Origin of the sequence: Streptomyces drozdowiczii, from assembly GCF_026167665.1 — a bacterium.
In the GTDB taxonomy this organism is placed as follows: Bacteria; Actinomycetota; Actinomycetes; order Streptomycetales; family Streptomycetaceae; genus Streptomyces; species Streptomyces drozdowiczii_A.
The window spans coordinates 5543544-5562393 of the sequence record NZ_CP098740.1 but is presented as its reverse complement, the minus strand read 5'-3'; the positions used below and the strand labels follow the sequence as shown (position 1 = coordinate 5562393).

Sequence of the window (18850 nt, the reverse complement as noted above, 5' to 3'; positions counted from 1 at the left end):
GCGGCTCAGGCGTCCCAGAGCGCCCCCAGCTCCAGCAGCTCGTCCCGGTATTCGATGCGCTCCACCCACGCCGCCGGCCATGCGTCCGGGCCCAGATGGGCACCGGCCAGCGCGCCCGCCAGGCACGCGATGGAGTCCGAGTCGCCCCGGGTGCAGGCGGCGCGGCGCAGGGCGGTGACGGGTTCGTCCGGGAAGAGCAGGAAGCAGTGCAGGGCGGTGGCGAGGGCGTGCTCGGCGATCCAGCCGTCCCCCGTCCGCTCGCAGGGGTCGGTCTCCGGCGAGGGGGCGCGCAGGGCGTCCTGGACGGTCTCCAGGGCGGCCAGGCACTCGTCCCAGCCCCGGCTGATGTACGCCTCGGGCGAGGCGTCGTGCGTGTGGCGCCAGAGGTCGCCGAGCCACCGGTCGAGGTAGCGCTCGCGGTTCTCGTACGCGTACGAGCGCAACTGGCCGATCAGGCCGAGCGGCTCGGTCCCCCGGGCCAGCAGATACACCGCCCGGGCGGTCAGGTCGGAGGCGGCGAGCGCGGTCGGGTGGCCGTGGGTGAGGGCCGACTGGAGCTGAGCGGCGCCGGAGCGCTGCTCGTCGGTGAGGCCGGGCGCGAGGCCGATGGGCGCGACGCGCATGTTGGCGCCGCAGCCCTTGGAGCCGGTCCGGCTGGCCTCCTGCCAGGGGCGGTCGCCGTCGAGCAGGTGGCAGGCTTCCAGGCAGGTGCGGCCGGGGGCGCGGTTGTTGTCGGGCGAGTGGTACCAGTCGACGTACTCCTCGCGCACCGGGCGGGCCAGCCGCAGCCCGGTGAGCAGGCCCCGGTCCATGGCGGTGCGCAGGCCCCGGCCCAGCGCCAGGGTCATCTGGGTGTCGTCGGTGACGAAGGCCGGCTTCGGCAGCTCCATCTCCCGCCAGGGCCCGCACTTGGCGAGGATCGACGGCACGTCGTTGAACTCGGTGGGGAATCCCAGCGCGTCGCCGAGCGCGAGCCCGAGCAGCGCGCCGGTCGCGGCCTTCTTCGTGCGGGTCGTCGTCATGCTTGCCGTCCTTCCGGTCGCAGGAGCGGGGGGTGGAGCGCGGTGGCGTCGCCCGCGCGGTAGAGGGCGGCCGGTTTGCCGCGGCCGCCGGTGCGGCGCGGGGCGCCCTCCGCGGGCCGCACGAAGCCCGGAGTGGCGAGGACCTTGCGGCGGAAGTTGGGGCGGTCGAGCTCGACGCCCCAGACCGTCTCGTAGACCTGTTGCAGCTCGCCCAGGGTGAAGTGCGGCGGGCAGAACGCGGTGGCCAGGCAGGTGTACTCCAGCTTGGCGCCGACGCGGTCGCGGGCGTCCGCGAGGATGCGGTCGTGGTCGAAGGCGAGCGGGCCCGTCCGGGCCGCGTCCCACCAGCGCGCGCCCGCCGCGTCGCCGCCGCCGCGCGGCTCGGGCAGGTCCGGGACGAGGGCGGTGTGGGCGACGGAGACGACGCGCATCCGAGGATCGCGGTCCGGTTCGCTGTAGGTGCGCAGCTGCTCCAGGTGGAGCCCGGAGACCGTGTCGTCGCTCAGCCCGGTCTCCTCGGCCAGCTCGCGGCGCGCGGCGGCCCCGGCGGACTCGCGGGGCAGCAGGAAGCCGCCGGGGAGCGCCCAGTGGCCCTGGTACGGCTCCGCGCCGCGTTCGACCAGCAGGACGTGCAGCCGGGACTCGCGGACCGTGAAGACCGCCAGGTCCACGGTGACCGCGAACGGCTCGAAGGCGCTCGGGTCGTAGCCCTCGGGCGCGGCGGCGCTCACCGGTGCTCCGGGAGGGGCGCGGCGAAGTCCCAGCCCTCGGCGAGCAGCGCGTCGACGGCCTCGACCGCGCGGGCGAGGCGCGCCTCACGGCTGCCGGTCACCTCGATGAAGTTCCGGCCGGTACGGGTCAGCTCGGCCCGGAAGCGGTCGGTCATCCAGGGCCGCAGCTCCTCGCCGTCGCGCAGCCCGTCGTCCTCGAAGGCGACGCCCTCGTGGTCGGTGAGCAGCCAGAGGTGGTGGCGGGCCCGGTCCGCGATGCGCTCGACCAGGGGGTTGCGCCCGCCCACGTACCGCTCGTGCCAGACGGTCGTCGCGAAGGAGTCCGTGTCGCAGAAGAGCACCGGGGAGCCGGTGCGGGCGGCCTCCTCCTCGCGGGCGTTCTGGACCTCGGCGATGTGCGGGAAGTCGTGGGTGGCGAGGGTGACGTCCTCCCACTGGGCCCGGGGCCACCGCTCGCGCAGCTCGGCCAGTTTCCGTTCGCTGAACTCGCGCCCGTACTCGGCCACGTACCCCGTGTGCGCCCAGATCCCGCCGCGCTGCCGGTAGTGGGCGGCGAGCGCGCGGGCCAGTGTGGTGGTGCCGGTGGACTCCGCGCCGAGGACGACAACGCGGCGGGCGAGCGCCGCCCGCACCGGCGCTTCGAGAAAGCCCCAGCAGCCGGCCGGGTCCGCGCGGACGGCGGTGCCGGAGACGGGGTACGCGGTGCGGTCGGGGTCGACGCAGACGGACTCGGCGCCGAAGCGGCGGGCCAGTTCGTCCCCGTACGACTCCGAGGTGAAGACGGCGTCCACCCGCTCGGGCACCGCGGCGGTGAAGACGGCCATGTGGGCGTCCCAGATCGCCGGGTCGTGGAGGTCCATGCGGGTGTCGTCCACGGCGCCGACCACGGTCACGTCGGGGTGCGCCTCACGCATCCAGGCAACCCGGTCCGCGAGCGGGACGGACTCCACGGACGCGGCGCAGACGAGGACGGTGAGCCGGTCGCAGCGGGCGGCGGCGGTACGGACGAGGTGGTGGTGGCCGGCGTGCGGCGGGTAGAACTTGCCGAGCACGAGTCCGTGCGGGTAGCGCTTCATGCCAGGGTCTCCGCAGGTCGCGGGGCGGACGTGGTGAGGTCGCGGCGCCAGTTGCGCAGGCCGATCAGGCACAGCGTCAGGAAGCCGATGTACAGCAGCGAGGTCAGGTACAGCTCCTTGTACGCGTACAGCGGGATGTACACGAGGTCGGCGGCGATCCACAGCCACCAGGACTCGACCAGCTTGCGGCACTGCCCGTAGGTCGCCGCGAGCGAGAGCGCGGTCGTCAGCGCGTCCCAGAACGGCACGGTCGAGTCGGTCGCCCTGTCCAGCAGGACGGTCAGCCCCGCGGTCCCCACCGCCCCCGCCACGAGCAGCCAGGTCCACTCGGTGCGCGTGGTGCGGCGCACCGGCAGCCCGTCGGTCCCCGGTCCACCCCCGTGGGTCCAGGTCCACCAGCCGTACGCGGCGAGGGCGATGAAGACGATCTGGAGTCCGGCGTCGGCGTACAGGCCGGACTGCGTGAACAGCAGGATGAAGAAGACGTTGTTGGCGATGCCGATCGGCCAGTTGGCGAGGTGCTGGCGGGCCACGAGCCAGACGCACAGCGCGCCGCTGCCGAAGCCCAGCACCTCGGTCCAGCTGACCGGGGTGTCCAGGACCGTCACGAGGGGCTGTTGCAGGGGATCGAGTATGTCCGCGAGACTCACGCCCGCCTCCTTAATAGTCACTGTGACTATAAAGGCTCGGCGGGACACGCGAAAGGCCCGCGGCCGGTTCCTTCCGGAGAATTCCGGGGAACCGGCCGCGGGCCTTCGAGCGCTACGGGGGCGGGGCTACAGGCCGACCTCGCGCATCAGCATGCCCACCTCGGTGTTGGTGAGCCGGCGCAGCCAGCCCGACTTCTGGTCGCCGAGCGCGATCGGGCCGAAACCGGTGCGCACCAGCCGGTCGACGGGGAAGCCCGCCTCGGCCAGCATGCGGCGCACGATGTGCTTGCGGCCCTCGTGCAGGGTCACCTCGACCAGGTAGTTCTTGCCGGTGTTCTCCACCACGCGGAAGTGGTCGGCGCGGGCGTAGCCGTCCTCCAGCTGGATGCCGTCCTTGAGCCGCTTGCCCAGGTCGCGCGGGAGGGGCCCTGGATGGCCGCCAGGTACGTCTTCTTCACGCCGTACTTGGGGTGGGTGAGACGGTGGGCCAGCTCGCCGTGGTTGGTGAGCATGATGATGCCCTCGGTCTCGGTGTCCAGCCGGCCGACGTGGAAGAGCCGCGTCTCGCGGTTGGTGACGTAGTCGCCGAGGCACTGGCGCCCGTCCGGGTCCTCCATGGAGGCGACGACCCCGGCCGGCTTGTTCAGCGCGAAGAACAGGTAGGACTGGGTGGCGACGGTCAGCCCGTCGACCTTGATCTCGTCCTTGTGCACGTCGACGCGCATGCCCTGCTCGATGACGATCTCGCCGTTCACCTCGACCCTGCCCTGGTCGATCAGCTCCTCGCAGGCGCGGCGCGAGCCCATGCCGGCGCGGGCCAGGACCTTCTGCAGCCGCTCGCCCTCCTGCTCGGCGCCCGGGTGCGTCTTGGGGGTCCTGATCTCGGGCTTGTTCGCGTACCGGTCGCGGTTGCGCTGCTCGATCTTGGCGTCCAGCTCGCGCGGGCGCGCCGGGGCGCCGTACGGGCCGCGCCGGGCGCCGCCCTTCGCGCCGCCGCCCTGCGGGCTCTTGGGGCCGCCCTTGGCACCGCCCCGGGCCGCCGCGCCGCGCCCCTTGCGGACGCCGTCGGTGCCGGGCTTGTCGGAGCCCACGTCGTAGCGGCGCTCCTCGGGCCTGGGCTTGCGGGGGCGCTCCTCGTTGCGGCGGTCCTCGCGCTCCGAGCGGGGGGTCCGCGCGTTCGGGTTGCTGTTCCTGCCGGTGCCGCTGTTGTTCCTGCCGCTCCGGCCCCCGCCGCTGCCGCCGCTCCTGCCGCCGCCGCTTCCGCTGTTCCTGCCACTGCTTCGCATCAAAAGTCCGTCTTGTCGTCTGCGTGAGTTTCCGGGGTGTCCGGTGCGTCCGGATCGAACGACGGCACACCCTCTGGCGTCTCGGCCTCGATCGCGTCCGCCTCGGGGAGGAAGGGCGCGAGCTCCGGGAGCTCATCCAGGCCACGCAGGCCCATCCGCTCCAGAAAGTAGTTCGTCGTCCTGTACAGGATCGCACCTGTTTCGGGTTCCGTGCCCGCCTCCTCGACCAGGCCCCTCTGGAGCAGGGTCCGCATGACCCCGTCGCAGTTCACCCCGCGCACCGCCGAGACCCGCGACCGGCTCACCGGCTGCCGGTACGCGACGACCGCCAGGGTCTCCAGGGCCGCCTGGGTCAGCCGGGCGTGCTGGCCGTCCAGGACGAAGCCCTCGACCGCCGCCGCGTACTCGGGCCGGGTGTAGAACCGCCAGCCGCCCGCGACGAGCCGGAGGTCGAAGCCGCGCCGCTGCGCGGTGTACTCGTCGGCCAGCTCCCGCAGCGCGGCGGCCACGGCCCGCCGGGGGCGCTCCAGCACCTTGGCCAGGTGCTCCTCGGTGGCGGGCTCGTCCACGACCATCAGAACGGCCTCCAGGGCGGGCTTGAGGTCGAGGCCCGCGACCGCGGAGCCGGCGGGGTCCGTCATGGCGTCTCCTCGGGGGGTGCGGAGGCGTCCGGCGCCTCCTGGTCGAATTCGTCCGTCACGACGGGCTCGGCCCCCGCCTCACCGGCCCAGCGCACCATCAGCTCGCCGAGTGCCACGTCCTGGTCCAGGGCGACCGCCTTCTCCCGGTACAGCTCCAGCAGGGCGAGGAAGCGGGCGACGACGGTGAGGGTGTCCGGGGCGTCCTCGGTCAGCGCCCGGAAGCTCATCTCACCGGCCTCGCGGACCCGGGCGACCACGATGCCCGCCTGCTCCCGGACGCTGACCAGGGGGCGTGGATGTGGTCGACGTACACCTGCGGCGCGGGCTTCGGCTGCATCGCCTTCACGGCCAGCCGGGCGAAGCCCTCGGCGCCGATGCTGATGACGACGTCCGGCAGCAGTTCGGCGTGGTGCGGTTCGAGGCCGACGGTACGGGGGAAGCGGCGGCTCTCCGCGTCGAGCCGGCCGCTGAAGATGTCGGCGACGCGCTTGTACGCGCGGTACTGGAGGAGCCGCGCGAAGAGCAGGTCCCTGGCCTCCAGGAGCGCGAGGTCCGCCTCGTCCTCCACCTCGGCGGCGGGGAGCAACCGGGCGGCCTTCAGATCGAGGAGGGTCGCGGCGACCACCAGGAACTCGGTCGTCTGGTCCAGGTCCCAGTCGGGGCCCATCGCCCGGATGTGGGCCATGAACTCGTCGGTGACCTTGGACAGGGCGACCTCGGTCACATCCAGCTTGTGCTTGGAGATCAGCTGGAGGAGCAGGTCGAAGGGGCCCTCGAAGTTCGCCAGCCGGACCTTGAACCGGCCGTCGTCGGGAGCGGGTGCTTCGGGGGCGGCCTCGGGGACCTCTTCCGGCGCGGGCTCCGCCACGGGCACGCCCCCGCCCCCGGCCCGCGCCCCAGGGGGCGGCGGGCGGTGCGGGCGGGCTCGTCGGATGTCGGCATGGAGGTCCAGGGTGCGCGGGGCAGGATGCGGCGGCGGGCGGGGGCCTGTACGGGCAGGCTACCGGCGCCGTACCGGTCAGCGGCCGCGCAGCCGTCGTACGAGGATGCTCGCGTCGCCGCGCGACTCCAGGTCCGCCAGGACGACGGCGACCGCCTCGCGGACGATCCGGCCCCGGTCCACGGCGAGGCCGTGCTCGCCGCGCAGGACGAGGCGCGCGTGCTCCAGGTCCATCAGCTCCTCGGCGGAGACGTAGACCGTGATCTTCTCGTCGTGGCGCTCGCGCCCGCTGGGCCGCCGGTTCGCGCCGCGTCCGCCGCCGCGCCTGCGCTGCTGCTGCACGACGGGTGCCGGGGCGGGTTCGGCGGGCTGCTGCGGGCGGCGGCCGGTCTGGGCGGCGACGGCGACCCGGTCGGCGTCGGCGGTGCGGCTGCGCGAGTCGCCCGCGTCGGCGCCGGCCGCCGCGTGCTCCGGGCGGGCGGGCCCGGTGCCGGTGTCCGGGGCGGCCTCCCCCGGCGCCTCGCCCCCCGGTTCGCTCTCACCGGCCGGGGCCGGGACCCGGGCCTCGCCGTTCGCCTTGCGCCTGCGCTCCGCGGGCGACGAGGACTGGAGCCCCATCCCCCCGGTCGTACGGAACAGTTCGTCGGCCCCGGGCAGACTCACTCGGCGTGACACCGGGCGAGCACCTCCCTGGCGAGCTGGCGATAGGCGGCGGCACCGACCGAGTTGGAGGCGTACGTGGTGATGGGCTCACCGGCGACCGTGGTCTCCGGGAAGCGGACCGTGCGCCCGATGACCGTGTGGTAGACGTGGTCGTCGAACGCCTCGACCACCCGCGCCAGGACCTCGCGGCTGTGCACCGTACGGGAGTCGTACATGGTGGCGAGGATGCCGTCGAGCTCCAGCTCCGGGTTCAGCCGCTCCTGGACCTTCTCGATCGTCTCGGTGAGCAGCGCCACCCCGCGCAGCGCGAAGAACTCGCACTCGAGCGGGACTATCACCTTGTGCGCGGCGGTCAGCGCGTTCACCGTGAGCAGGCCGAGCGAGGGCTGACAGTCGATCACGATGTAGTCGTAGTCGGCCATCAGCGGCTTCAGGGCGCGCTGGAGCGTGGACTCGCGGGCCACCTCGCTGACGAGCTGCACCTCGGCGGCGGAGAGGTCGATGTTGCTGGGCAGCAGGTCCATGTTGGGGACCGCGGTCTTCAGCAGGACCTCGTCGGCCGCCATGCCCCGCTCCATGAGCAGGTTGTAGACCGTGAGGTCGAGCTCCATCGGGTTGACCCCGAGGCCGACCGAGAGGGCGCCCTGCGGGTCGAAGTCGACCAGCAGGACACGCCGTCCGTACTCGGCGAGCGCGGCACCCAGGTTGATGGTCGACGTGGTCTTGCCGACGCCGCCCTTCTGGTTGCACATCGCGATGATCTTCGCGGGGCCGTGGTCGGTCAGCGGGCCCGGGATCGGGAAGTAGGGCAGGGGGCGGCCGGTCGGGCCGATCCGCTCGCGGCGCTGCCGGGCGGCGTCCGGCGCCAGCGTGGCCGCGTACTCCGGGTCGGGCTCGTACTCGGCGTCGGGGTCGTAGAAATGCGCCTGGGGCGTCTCGGCGAAGTCGGCGAGGGGGGCGGTGTCCCGGCCACTCTCGTTGCCGGCCATGGCGTTCACGTGTAGGCCGTCCATCATCTGGGGGGCTGTCGTCATGTGCTGGTGGGTGGCGAAGGTGCGGACAGCGACGGAGCCGACAGCCTCCAGCCCGTTCGGGCTCTGGCCCCGTGCAGGCATCCCTGGTTGAACACCCCCGGGAGTAATTGTCGACTCATTCACAAGTCGTCTTACCTCCTTGGACGTGACCAGGAAACTTATCGATAGGTCAGCGTGGCACCATGCCGACGATTGGCGACTCTATGGCGTGTCCCCTGTCCGCAGCAACACAATCCGCCGGACCCGGCCCGTTGTGTCGGCAATCGAACGCCCCGCTGTCAAGGGCGCGCAACCCTCGGTACACACTTTTCCCGAGTGTACGAAACGGTTAAAGGGTTACGTTCGAGACGAGTTGCTCGGGGGCGCGCGCGGTCCCGGCATGCGTCCGGCCGGACCTTGACAGCAAGGTCCGGCCGGACGCACGGAGTTGACGAAGGGGTTGACCCGGGTCAGCCGATGAGCGTGTTCAGGTCGACGTGGTCAAGGCCGTGCGCCTCGGCCACCTCGCGGTAAACGACCTGTCCGTCATGGGTGTTGAGGCCCTTGGCGAGTGCGGCGTCACGGCGCAGCGCCTCCACCCAGCCCCGGTTCGCGAGCTCCACGATGTAGGGCAGCGTCGCGTTGGTGAGGGCGTACGTCGAGGTGTTGGGCACCGCGCCGGGCATGTTGGCGACGCAGTAGAAGACCGAGTCGTGGACCTGGAAGGTCGGCTCGGCGTGCGTCGTGGGGTGCGAGTCCTCGAAGCAGCCGCCCTGATCAATTGCAATGTCGACAAGTACACTTCCGGGCTTCATCTTGGCGACCAGCTCGTTGGTGACCAGCTTCGGGGCCTTGGCGCCGGGGATCAGCACGGCACCGACGACGAGGTCGGCCTCGACCACGGCCTTCTCCAGCTCGAAGGCGTTGGAGACGACGGTCTGCACCTTGGTGCCGAAGACCTTGTCCGCCTCGCGGAGCTTGTTGATGTCCTTGTCGAGCAGCGTGACGTGGAAGCCGAGGCCCACGGCGATCTGGGTGGCGTTCCAGCCGGAGACGCCGCCGCCGATGACGACGGCGCGCCCGGCCGCCGTACCCGGGACCCCGCCCGGCAGCACGCCGCGCCCGCCGGCCGAGCGCATCAGGTGGTACGCGCCGACCTGCGGGGCCAGCCGGCCCGCGACCTCGGACATCGGGGCGAGCAGCGGCAGCGCGCGGTTGGCCGTCTCGACGGTCTCGTACGCGATGGCGGTGGTGCCCGACTCCAGGAGCGCGTCGGTGCACGCGCGGGAGGCGGCGAGGTGCAGGTAGGTGAAGAGGGTCTGACCCTTGCGGAGGCGGTGGTACTCCTCGGCGACCGGCTCCTTGACCTTGAGCAGCAGGTCGGCGGCGGCCCAGACCTCGTCGGCCGTGGGCAGGATCTCCGCCCCGGCCGCGACGTACTCCTCGTCCGTGATGGAGGAGCCGGCACCGGCGTTCCGCTCGACGACGACCCGGTGGCCGTGGCGGACGAGCTCGTGCACACCGGCAGGCGTGATCGCCACGCGGAACTCGTTGTTCTTCACTTCGCGGGGGATGCCGACCTTCATGTCGATCACGGTCCTTGGCTCAGAGGATAATCCGGGCACAGCGATGCAAAAAGGGTAGATGCATCACATGTGAAGGCACCGCGAACGGCCGCGGTACAGCCAGTCTAATGAAGGGCTTCCCGCTGTCTAGCCTTGCAAAGCATTATTTTTCCGAGGAAGCACCGCCGGTTTCGCAGGTCGCGCCCGGTTCGCCCAGCAATCTGTCGGCCGCGCCCCGGTGCAGCCCCGCCGCTGCCGGGTCCCCGAGCCGGTCCAGGGTGTCCGCGAGCCGCAGCTCCAGCGCCGCCTGAAGCCGTACGTCCTTGGCCCGCCGCGCCCACTCCACGGCTTCCCGGCAGGTGCGCAGCGACTCCTGCGGCCGGCCCGCGTACTCCTGGACCCGGGCCATCTCGCTGAGCGCCCGCGCCTGGGCCGCGAGGTCGCCGAGCCTGCGGTGGCCCGCCGCCGCGGCCCGCCAGTTCCGCAGCGCCTCGCCGTACCGCCCGGCGTAGGTGTGGACGGCCCCGAGCCGCCCGTAGAGGCGCGCCGCCTCGACCGGCTCGCCCTGGGTGAGGCGCTGGGCGAGCGCCCGCCCGTACCAGTCGGCGGCGCGGTGGTAGTCGCCCAGCTCCGCGTAGGCGCCACCGACGGACTCCATGGCCCGCCCGGTGGCGTACGGGTCCTTCGCGGCCCGCCCGGCGTCCAGCGCTTCCCGGTAGCGGGCCAGCGCCTCCCTGGTGCGGCCGGTCCCGGCGTCCAGATCGGCCAGGTTGAGCAGGGCAGCCGCCCGCTCGCGGGGCAGGTCGCGGCGCTCCGCGACGGCCAGCACCAGGCCGTGCAGGGCGTAGAGGTCAGGGGCGGCGGCGTCGGTGCCCTCGTGCGCGGCGAGCGCCCGCACCAGCGCGGCGACCAGCCGGCGGGCCAGCGTGTCCAGCTCCCCGTCCTCGACGGCGATCCGGGCGGCGGCGAGCAGGGCGGGCCTGCGGGCGCGCAGCCAGGCGGCGGCGGTCTCCGGGTTCGGGAAGCGCAGGGTGCGCGGGAGGCCGGCCAGCTTGCGCCGGGACGGCGAGCCCTCGGGGTCCGTGACGGCGCGGCAGGACTGGAGGAGGCGCACGGTGCGCTCCAGCATCCTGGCCCGGGCGAGCTGGATCTCGGCGGGGCGGTCCCGGTCCGCCAGGAGCGCCCGCAGCAGCCCGGCGAGGCAGCCCGGCACCTCGTACTGCGGTTCGTCGGTGCCCTCCCGGCGCAGCAGGCCGAGGGTCACGAAGTCGTCCAGGGTGGTCCGGGCGGCCGAGACGGAGCAGCCGGCCAGCGCGGAGGCGGTGTGGGCGTCGACGAGGCCGCCGGGGCGAGGGAGAGGAGTCGCAGTATCCGGGCGGGGGTGGCCGACAGGGAGTCGTGGACGAGGCGGAAGGCGCGGGTCAGCGGGCGCGTCGCGGCGGGCAGGTCGGGGTCGTCCGGCAGCTCGCGCAGCTGCCGTCCGGCGTCGGCCACCGAGGTGGTCGGGCGGGAGGCGAGCCAGCCGCCGATGAGGACGAGGGCGGCCGGCTGACCGCCGCACTCCTCGGCCAGGGTCTGGGCGGTGAGCGGGTCGACGGTGATCCTGACCTGGCCGGTGGCGCGGCCGAGCAGTTCGACGGCGGAGCCCGCGTCCAGGCCGCCGATGGTGCAGGGCCGGACGCCGGGGATACCGGTGAGCGGGCCCTCGGAGGTGGCGACGACGAGGCAGTCCGGGTTGTCGGGGAGGAGCGGGTCGACCTGCTCCGCGTCGGCCGCGTCGTCCAGGAGGAGCAGCACCCGGCGGACGGCCAGGGCCTCGCGGACCATCTCGGACAGCTCGTCGGCGTCGGCGCCGGGCGGTCCGGTCAGGCCGAGCCGGCCGAGGAGGTCGCGGGCGGCGCGCTCCGGGGGGACGGGGCCGACACCGGTCTCGGCGAGCCGGACGCGGATCAGCCCGTCGGGGTAGTCGCCGGTCTCCAGGAGGCGGCGGGCGAGTTCGGAGGCGAGCGCGGTGCGGCCGGAGCCGGGGCGTCCGGCGATCAGGAGGACCCGGGCGCGGGCGCTGCGGCGGCCTGCCATGGTGTCGAGTCCGGCGCGCTCGATGTCGTCGCGCAGTTCCTTCAACTCGCGTTCGCGGCCGAAGAATCGGGCTGGTTCCGGCGCGGGCGGCTCCTCGGTCCCCGCTGCCTCGGCCGGGCCGCTGGTGTCCACCGCCTGATCCGTCACGGGCCACGCTCCACTTCGCTGCACGCGTCGCCCTGCGGGACTCCGGTCAGGGCATTCGAAGCGTAGTTCAGGCGGGTGTCCGGAGAGGGGGGAGCGCGACCCGGGCATCCCCCGATCGGATCAGCATTTCTTACGATCGGGGGATGCGCGCGAGTGACCGTACGAGGGCGCTCATCGACTGCCCCGCACGGTTTCAGACGGCCCGTCAGGCTTCGAAGGGGCGGGCCGGCCAGGGCGCGTCGGCGGGGCGCAGCGCGTCGACGCCGTCGCCCGCGAGGGCCGCGGTGAGCGCGAGCACGCCCACGACCAGGCAGCTGTTGTGCAGGTCGCCGGCGAGGACCTTGCGCACGAGGTCCTGGAGCGGCACCCGGGCCAGCTCCATGTCGGCCTCCTCCTCGGCGACCTCGAAGCGCTCGCCCTCCGCCTCGGAGACGTCCCGGGCGAGGAAGATCCGTACGGCCTCGTCGGAGCCGCCGGGCGAGGTGTAGATGTCGGTGAGCACCCGCCAGTCCTCGGCCTTGACGTGCGCCTCCTCGTACAGCTCGCGCTGCGCGGCGTGCAGCGGGTTCTCGCCGGGCACGTCGAGCAGCCCGGCGGGGATCTCCCACAGCTTGTGGCGGACCGGGTGGCGGTACTGGCGCAGGACGAGGACGCGGCCCTCGTCGTCCAGCGCGAGCACGGCGACCGAGCCGGGGTGCACCTGGTAGTCGCGGTGCGCGACCGTACCGTCGGGCATCTCGACGTCGTCGGCGCGGACGCTGGTCTTCTTGCCCCGGAACGGGGTCGCGCTCTCGGTGACCCGCCATTCCTCGGGCGTGTCCTGGAAACCCATCTGCGTCCTCCCACGAAAAACGGTGACCGGGGCCCGCGTCCCTGCTCGGACGCGCGCCCCGGTCAACCGTAACGCCTGCGGAGGTGCCGCTTACTTGCCCTGCTCGCCCCCGGCGGCGCCCGTCTTGCGGGCGACGGCCGCCTTCACCAGGCCGGCGAAGAGCGGGTGCGGACGGGTCGGCCGGGAGCGCAGCTCCGGGTGCGCCTGGGTGGCGACGAGGTACGGGTGGACCTCGCGCGGGTACTCGACGTACTCGACGAGCTTGTTGTCCGGCGAGGTGCCCGAGAAGACCAGGCCGGCCTTCTTCTCCAGCTCGGCGCGGTAGGCGTTGTTGACCTCGTAGCGGTGGCGGTGGCGCTCCTCCACGTACGGCTGGTCGTCGTACGCCTCGCGGACCAGCGAGCCCTCGGCGAGCTTCGCCGGGTAGAGGCCGAGCCGCATGGTGCCGCCCAGGTCACCGGCGCCTTCGACGTACGCGAGCTGCTCCTCCATGGTCGAGATGACCGGGTGGCCGGTCGCGGCGTCGAACTCGGTGGAGTTGGCGTCGGGGATCTCGGCGAGGTTGCGGGCCGCCTCGATCACGATGCACTGGAGGCCCAGGCAGAGGCCGAGCAGCGGCACCTTGTTCTCGCGGGCGTACTGGATCGCGCCGACCTTGCCGACCACGCCGCGCTCGCCGAAGCCGCCGGGGATGCAGATCGCGTCCACACCGGCGAGGGCCTTCTGCGCGCCGGCCGGGGTCTTGCAGTCGTCGGAGGCGACCCACTCGACCTTGACCCGGGCCTTGTTGGCGAAGCCGCCGGCCCGGATGGCCTCGGTGACCGAGAGGTAGGCGTCGGGCAGGTCGATGTACTTGCCGACCAGGGCGACGGTGACCTCGTGGTCGGGGTTGTGGACGCGGTCCAGCAGGTCGTCCCAGGTGGTCCAGTCGACGTCGCGGAACGGCAGGTCCAGCTTGCGCACGACGTAGGCGTCCAGGCCCTCGGTGTGCAGCACCTTGGGGATGTCGTAGATCGACTTGGCGTCGACGCAGGCGACCACGGCGGCCTCGTCGACGTCGCACATCAGGGAGATCTTGCGCTTGATGGCGGTCGGCACGTCGCGGTCGGCGCGCAGCACGATCGCGTCCGGCTGGATACCGATGTTGCGCAGGGCGGCCACGGAGTGCTGGGTGGGCTTGGTCTTCAGCTCGCCGGAGGGGCCGATGTAGGGCAGCAGCGAGATGTGCACGACGAAGACGTTGTCCCGGCCGACCTCGTGGCGGACCTGGCGGACGGTCTCCAGGAACGGCAGCGACTCGATGTCGCCGACGGTGCCGCCGACCTCGGTGATGACCACGTCGACGTCGTCGGTGGCCATGCGCCGGATGCGGTGCTTGATCTCGTTGGTGATGTGCGGGATGACCTGCACCGTGTCGCCCAGGTACTCGCCGCGCCGCTCCTTGGCGATGACCTGCGAGTAGACCTGGCCCGTGGTGACGTTGGCCGAGCCGTCGAGGTCCACGTCGAGGAAGCGCTCGTAGTGGCCGATGTCGAGGTCCGTCTCCGCACCGTCGTTGGTCACGAAGACCTCGCCGTGCTGGAACGGGTTCATCGTGCCCGGGTCGACGTTCAGGTACGGGTCGAGCTTCTGCATGGTGACCCGGAGACCGCGCGCCTTGAGCAGGGCGCCGAGGCTGGAGGCAGTCAGACCCTTGCCGAGGGAAGAGGCGACACCCCCGGTGACGAAGATGTGCTTGGTCGTCGTGGATGTGGGCTGCATAGCCAAAGGGGGCTCCCGTGGTCGCGATCATGAGGTGCGTACCGGCTTGCCGTCCGGAGATTCCGGAGATGCCGTCGCTGCGGTTCGGGGGCCTCGTCTGCTCTCGCCGACGACCACCGGTCCACGGGCTACCAGGGTATCAGCGACAGGGGGAGACTGCTTCCGGCCACCGCCGCGCAAGTGCGGCGCAAGGCGCATATGCCACTCGCACCCCACTAGATCGGACCACTCCGGTTGGCAAGAGGGTCGCGCGGATCACCCGGCTGCGTCGTATCCTGCTCGGACACTCGCTCGGGCGAGGCCGGAAGTTCGCAGGTCCCCCCACACCAACCCCTTGCGACAACCTCTTGACCCGCAGTAAGCGCCCCACGGGGCGACATGGCCGTTCGACTGGAGATGCACGTGGCCGGGCGCATCGAGGATTACGCACTCATCGGAGACATGCAGACCGCAGCCCTGGTCTGCCGGGACGGCACAGCCGACTGGCTGTGCCTGCCCCGCTTCGATTCACACGCCATTTTCGCGGGCCTCCTGGGCACCGAGGAACACGGCTTCTGGCGACTGGGGCCGGCCCGCCCCGAGGGCACGGAGCCGCCCGCGGCCGACCGCCGCCGCTACCGCGGGGATTCCCTCATCCTCGAATCGGAGTGGGACACGCCGCGCGGCACGGTCAGAGTGACCGACTTCATGCCGCCGCGCGACGGCGCGCCGCAGCTCATCCGGATCGTGGAGGGCGTCAGCGGCCGGGTGCCGATGCGCTCGGAGCTGCGCATGCGGTTCAGCTACGGCCGCGTCACCCCCTGGGTGCACAAGGTGGACACACGTACGGTCGCCGTCGCCGGCCCGGACTCGGTCTGGCTGGACACGCCCGTCGACACCTACGGCGAGAACCTGACGACGTACTCCGACTTCACCGTCGCCCCGGGTGACCGGATCGCGTTCACGATCAGCTGGCAGCCCTCGCACCACGAGCCGCCCGCGCTCCCGGACCCGGACGGCTCGCTGGAGGCGACCGCGGACTTCTGGCGCGAGTGGGTCGAGCAGTGCACGTACCACGGGCCGTACCGGGAGGCCGTGGTCCGCTCGCTGATCACGCTGAAGGCCCTGACGTACGCGCCGACCGGCGGCATCGTCGCGGCCCCGACCACCTCGCTGCCCGAGGACATCGGCGGCTCCCGGAACTGGGACTACCGCTACACCTGGCTGCGCGACGCCGCGATCACCCTCTCCTCGCTGCTGCGCACCGGCTACCGCGAGGAGGCCCGCGCCTGGCGCGAGTGGCTGCTGCGCGCGGTGGCCGGCGACCCGGAGAACCTCCAGATCATGTACGGGATCGCGGGCGAACGGGAGCTGGGCGAGGCGGAGCTGGAGTGGCTGCCGGGTTACGAGAACTCCGCCCCGGTCCGCGTCGGCAACGGCGCGGCGGGCCAGCTCCAGCTGGACGTGTACGGCGAGGTCACCGAGGCGCTGCACCTGGCGCACATGACGGGCCTGGCCCGCAACGACTACGCCACCGGGCTCCAGCTCAAGCTGATCGAGTACCTGGAGAAGCACTGGAACGAGCCGGACGAGGGCATCTGGGAGGTGCGCGGCCCGCGCCGCCACTTCGTGCACTCCAAGGTGATGGCCTGGGTCGCCGTCGACCGGACGATCAAGCTCATCGAGTCCGGCGACGCGGAGGGCCCGGTCGAGCGGCTGCACGAGCTGCGCGACGAGATCCACCGGGACGTCTGCGAGCGGGGTTACGACCCCGAGCGCAACACCTTCACCCAGTCCTACGGGTCGAAGGAGCTGGACGCCTCCCTGCTGCTGATCCCGCAGATGGGCTTCCTGCCCCCCGACGACAAGCGGGTCATCGGCACCATCGAGGCGATCCAGCGGGAGCTGTCCACGGAGGACGGCTTCGTCCTGCGCTACCCGACCGCGGGCGACGACGCGGGCGTGGACGGCTTGGAGGGCGACGAGGGCGCGTTCCTGGCCTGCTCGTTCTGGCTGGCGGACGACCTCGCGATGATCGGCCGGGTCGACGAGGCCCGCCGGCTCTTCGAACGGCTGCTGGCCCTCCGCAACGACCTGGGCCTGCTGGCCGAGGAGTGGGACGCCCGGCTCCAGCGCCAGGTGGGCAACTTCCCGCAGGCGTTCAGCCACGTCCCGCTGATCGACACGGCCCTGCGCCTGACGGCGAGCGGGGCGTACGTGGGCTGACGGACGCGGTCCGTTCCTCTCCGCCCGGCTGCCGGACCCCGGCAGCCGGGCGGAGCCGTGTCAGGGCTGCTACGGGCCCGTCACGACCGGCCGGTCCGCAGGCTCCGCCGGGTCCGCCGGGGCCGCCGGGTCCGCCGGGGGCAGCCCCCACTCGCTCCACGATCCGTCGTACACGGTCAGGTCCCGGTATCCGGCCAGCTCGGCCCCCAGCGCGAGGACGCAGGCGGTCACGCCCGAGCCGCAGCTGAAGTACAGCCGCTCGCGGTCACCGGCCGCACCGGCGAACACCGCGCGCAGTTCGTCGGGCGGCAGCATGCGCCCCTGGTCCTGGAGCCGCCCGAACGGCAGGCTGACGGCCCCCGGCATATGGCCGCCGCGCAGCCCGGCACGCGGCTCGGGCTCCGTGCCCTCGAACCGCCCCCGGGTCCTGGCGTCGAGCACCACCGCGTCCGGGGCGGCCAGCGCCTGGGCCACCTCACCGGCGCCGACGAGGAGTCCGGGCCGGGGCCGGGCCGTGAAGTCCCCGCGCCGGGCGGCCGGTTCGGGCGCGTCCTGGGTAACCGGCAGTCCGGCGGCGGTCCAGGCGGGCAGTCCCCCGTCGAGGACGGCGGCCCGGTCGAAGCCCATGGCGCGGAGCATCCACCAGGCCCGGGCGCTGGAGTAGATGCCGGCGGCGTCGTACACGACCACGGTGTCCGTGTCGTTCAGGCCGAGCGCCCGCATCTCCTCGGTGAACCGGGCGGCGTCCGGCATGGTGTGGGGCACCGGCGCCGCGTGGTCGGAGAGCGCGCCGTCGATGTCGAAGACCCCGGCGCCCGCGATCCGCGTCCCGCTCCCCCGGTGCGCGCCGACGGACGCGTCGAGCACCAGCAGCCCGGGGGCACCGAGGCGTGCGGCGAGCCAGTCGGCGGAGACGAGGGGCCCGGGGGGCGCGCCCCCGTCCCCGTACGCCTGCGTGCCCTCGCCCATACGCCCTCCCCAGCTGCCCGGTCCGATTTTTCAAGATCGCAGCAGGTCGGGGCGCTGTCAACGTGGTGTCAGCGGGCCAGCTCGTCGTAGACCGCGAGCACCTGGGCCACCGTGTCGTCCTCGGTCGGCCAACTCGCCGCCTGCCGCAGGCCCTCGGCGGCCAGCCGGTCCCGTTCGGCCGGGTCACCGAGCAGCCGGGCCACCTCGGCGGCCAGCGCCTCGGCGTCCTCGTACGGCACCAGGACGGCAGCATCTCCCACGAGTTCGGGCGTGCCGCCGACCGCCGTGGCGACCAGCGGCACCCCGGACCGCAGCGCCTGCTGAGCCGTCGTCGAGCGGGACTCCCAGCGGCTGGGCAGGACGGCGACATCGGCGGCGGCCAGCAGGGCGGCGGCGTCGGTCCGGTCGCCGAGCAGTTCGACGGGCAGGCCCTCGGCCGTGATCCGCCGCCGCAGGGCCGCCCGCTCCCGCCCCTCGCCGACGACGGCCACCAGCGGCACGGGGTCGAGCAGACGCCACGCGGCCGCCGCGTCGAGCAGGGTGCCGTAGCCGTGATGCGGTACGAGAGTGCCGAGCGCCACGATCAACGGCCGCTCGACCGCCCCGAGTTCGGCGCGGACCTTGTCGACGGGCGGTCCGGGCGGACGCGGCATCCGGGGGGCGGCGACGGGTGCGAGCCGGGCGTCGCGGGCGCCCCGGGCGCGCGCCCGGTCGACCAGGTCGGACGAGGTGGCGAGCACCACGGCCGCCGCGCGCACCGCCCTTCGCTCCAGGAGGTGCAGCAGCCGACGGCGGGCCCCTTCCGCGTGGGCCCGGGTGTGCCAGGTGACGACCAGGGGGATGGGCCGGCAGCCGATCGCCAGGGCCGCCCGCACGGCCGCGTGCAGTCCGTGCGCGTGGACGACGTCCGCGTCGGCGCAGGCGGCGCGCAGGGCGGCGACGGCCGCCGGGTCGCTGCGCCGGGGCACGGGCGCGAAGTGGGCGCCGCTGGCGGCGAAGTCGTGGGTGCGGTCGAGCGCGGCCGGTGCGCAGACGGTGACCCGCACGCCCCGGGCGACCAGCCCGGCGGCCAGCGAACCGGCGTGCGTGCTGCTGCCGGCGCTGCCGCCGCCGACTACCTGGACCGTGCGCAGCTGTGACACGTCGATTGGCTCCCGGGGCTCCCGAGTCGGGGGTACGAACACGGCCAAGGATGCCAGTCCGTACGCACGTTCCGGCACGACGGAACCGTTACTCCGGGGCTCACCACGACAAATCGGGCACCGCACAC

13 protein-coding genes and 3 pseudogenes are annotated in these 18850 nt (G+C 73.1%); 1 reads left to right on the top strand and 15 read right to left on the bottom strand.

The features are described 5' to 3' along the window. Positions 1-5 precede the first annotated feature (5 nt). The 13 genes and pseudogenes from NEH16_RS25295 to NEH16_RS25235 form a co-directional block, all read right to left on the bottom strand. Entirely contained in the window at positions 6-1022 is a 1017-nt protein-coding gene (locus NEH16_RS25295) for an ADP-ribosylglycohydrolase family protein (RefSeq protein ID WP_265545114.1), read from the bottom strand. Continuing rightward, positions 1019-1753, bottom strand: coding sequence for an NUDIX hydrolase (locus tag NEH16_RS25290; protein WP_265545112.1), 735 nt, complete (start codon positions 1751-1753; stop codon positions 1019-1021). The genes NEH16_RS25295 and NEH16_RS25290 overlap by 4 nt, the downstream gene beginning before the upstream one ends. Beyond that, a complete protein-coding gene (locus tag NEH16_RS25285; RefSeq protein ID WP_265545110.1) occupies positions 1750-2829 on the bottom strand; it encodes an AAA family ATPase in 1080 nt (359 codons plus the stop codon). The genes NEH16_RS25290 and NEH16_RS25285 overlap by 4 nt, the downstream gene beginning before the upstream one ends. Further along, positions 2826-3479 (bottom strand): nicotinamide riboside transporter PnuC, encoded by a 654-nt coding sequence (gene pnuC, locus NEH16_RS25280; protein ID WP_265545109.1) that lies wholly within the window; start codon positions 3477-3479, stop codon positions 2826-2828. The genes NEH16_RS25285 and pnuC overlap by 4 nt, the downstream gene beginning before the upstream one ends. A gap of 126 nt (positions 3480-3605) precedes the next feature. After that, positions 3606-4765, bottom strand: a pseudogene (locus tag NEH16_RS25275) (pseudouridine synthase). Further along, entirely contained in the window at positions 4765-5406 is a 642-nt protein-coding gene (gene scpB / locus NEH16_RS25270; protein WP_265545108.1) for an SMC-Scp complex subunit ScpB, read from the bottom strand. Before scpB ends, NEH16_RS25275 begins: the two are co-directional and overlap by 1 nt. Beyond that, positions 5403-6348: pseudogene (locus tag NEH16_RS25265) on the bottom strand (segregation and condensation protein A). Before NEH16_RS25265 ends, scpB begins: the two are co-directional and overlap by 4 nt. 76 nt (positions 6349-6424) lie before the next feature. Continuing rightward, a complete protein-coding gene (locus NEH16_RS25260) occupies positions 6425-7009 on the bottom strand; it encodes a hypothetical protein (protein WP_265547380.1) in 585 nt (194 codons plus the stop codon). Continuing rightward, positions 7006-8124 (bottom strand): ParA family protein, encoded by a 1119-nt coding sequence (locus NEH16_RS25255; RefSeq protein ID WP_073968097.1) that lies wholly within the window; start codon positions 8122-8124, stop codon positions 7006-7008. The genes NEH16_RS25260 and NEH16_RS25255 overlap by 4 nt, the downstream gene beginning before the upstream one ends. A gap of 368 nt (positions 8125-8492) precedes the next feature. Next, complete coding sequence (gene ald / locus NEH16_RS25250) at positions 8493-9608, bottom strand: alanine dehydrogenase (RefSeq protein WP_073968126.1); 1116 nt, start codon at positions 9606-9608, stop codon at positions 8493-8495. Between the two features lie 142 nt (positions 9609-9750). Next, positions 9751-11813: pseudogene (locus tag NEH16_RS25245) on the bottom strand (tetratricopeptide repeat protein). Positions 11814-12018: 205 nt separating this feature from the next. Next, positions 12019-12645 (bottom strand): NUDIX domain-containing protein, encoded by a 627-nt coding sequence (locus tag NEH16_RS25240; RefSeq protein WP_073968099.1) that lies wholly within the window; start codon positions 12643-12645, stop codon positions 12019-12021. 90 nt (positions 12646-12735) lie between these two features. After that, positions 12736-14406 carry a CTP synthase gene (locus NEH16_RS25235; protein WP_073968100.1) on the bottom strand — a complete coding sequence of 557 codons (1671 nt, stop codon included), beginning with the start codon at positions 14404-14406 and terminating at the stop codon, positions 12736-12738. Positions 14407-14808: 402 nt separating this feature from the next. On the opposite strand from NEH16_RS25235, the gene NEH16_RS25230 reads away from it, so the two are divergent. Next, positions 14809-16611 carry a glycoside hydrolase family 15 protein gene (locus NEH16_RS25230; protein WP_073968127.1) on the top strand — a complete coding sequence of 601 codons (1803 nt, stop codon included), beginning with the start codon at positions 14809-14811 and terminating at the stop codon, positions 16609-16611. A 69-nt stretch (positions 16612-16680) separates the two neighbouring features. Here NEH16_RS25230 and NEH16_RS25225 read toward each other — a convergent pair whose 3' ends face one another. Both NEH16_RS25225 and NEH16_RS25220 read right to left on the bottom strand, forming a co-directional pair. Beyond that, positions 16681-17580, bottom strand: coding sequence for a sulfurtransferase (locus NEH16_RS25225; protein WP_265545105.1), 900 nt, complete (start codon positions 17578-17580; stop codon positions 16681-16683). 68 nt (positions 17581-17648) lie between these two features. Further along, positions 17649-18722, bottom strand: a complete 1074-nt coding sequence (locus NEH16_RS25220) for a glycosyltransferase family 4 protein (RefSeq protein WP_265545103.1) — start codon at positions 18720-18722, stop codon at positions 17649-17651. Between the last annotated feature and the right edge of the window lie 128 nt (positions 18723-18850).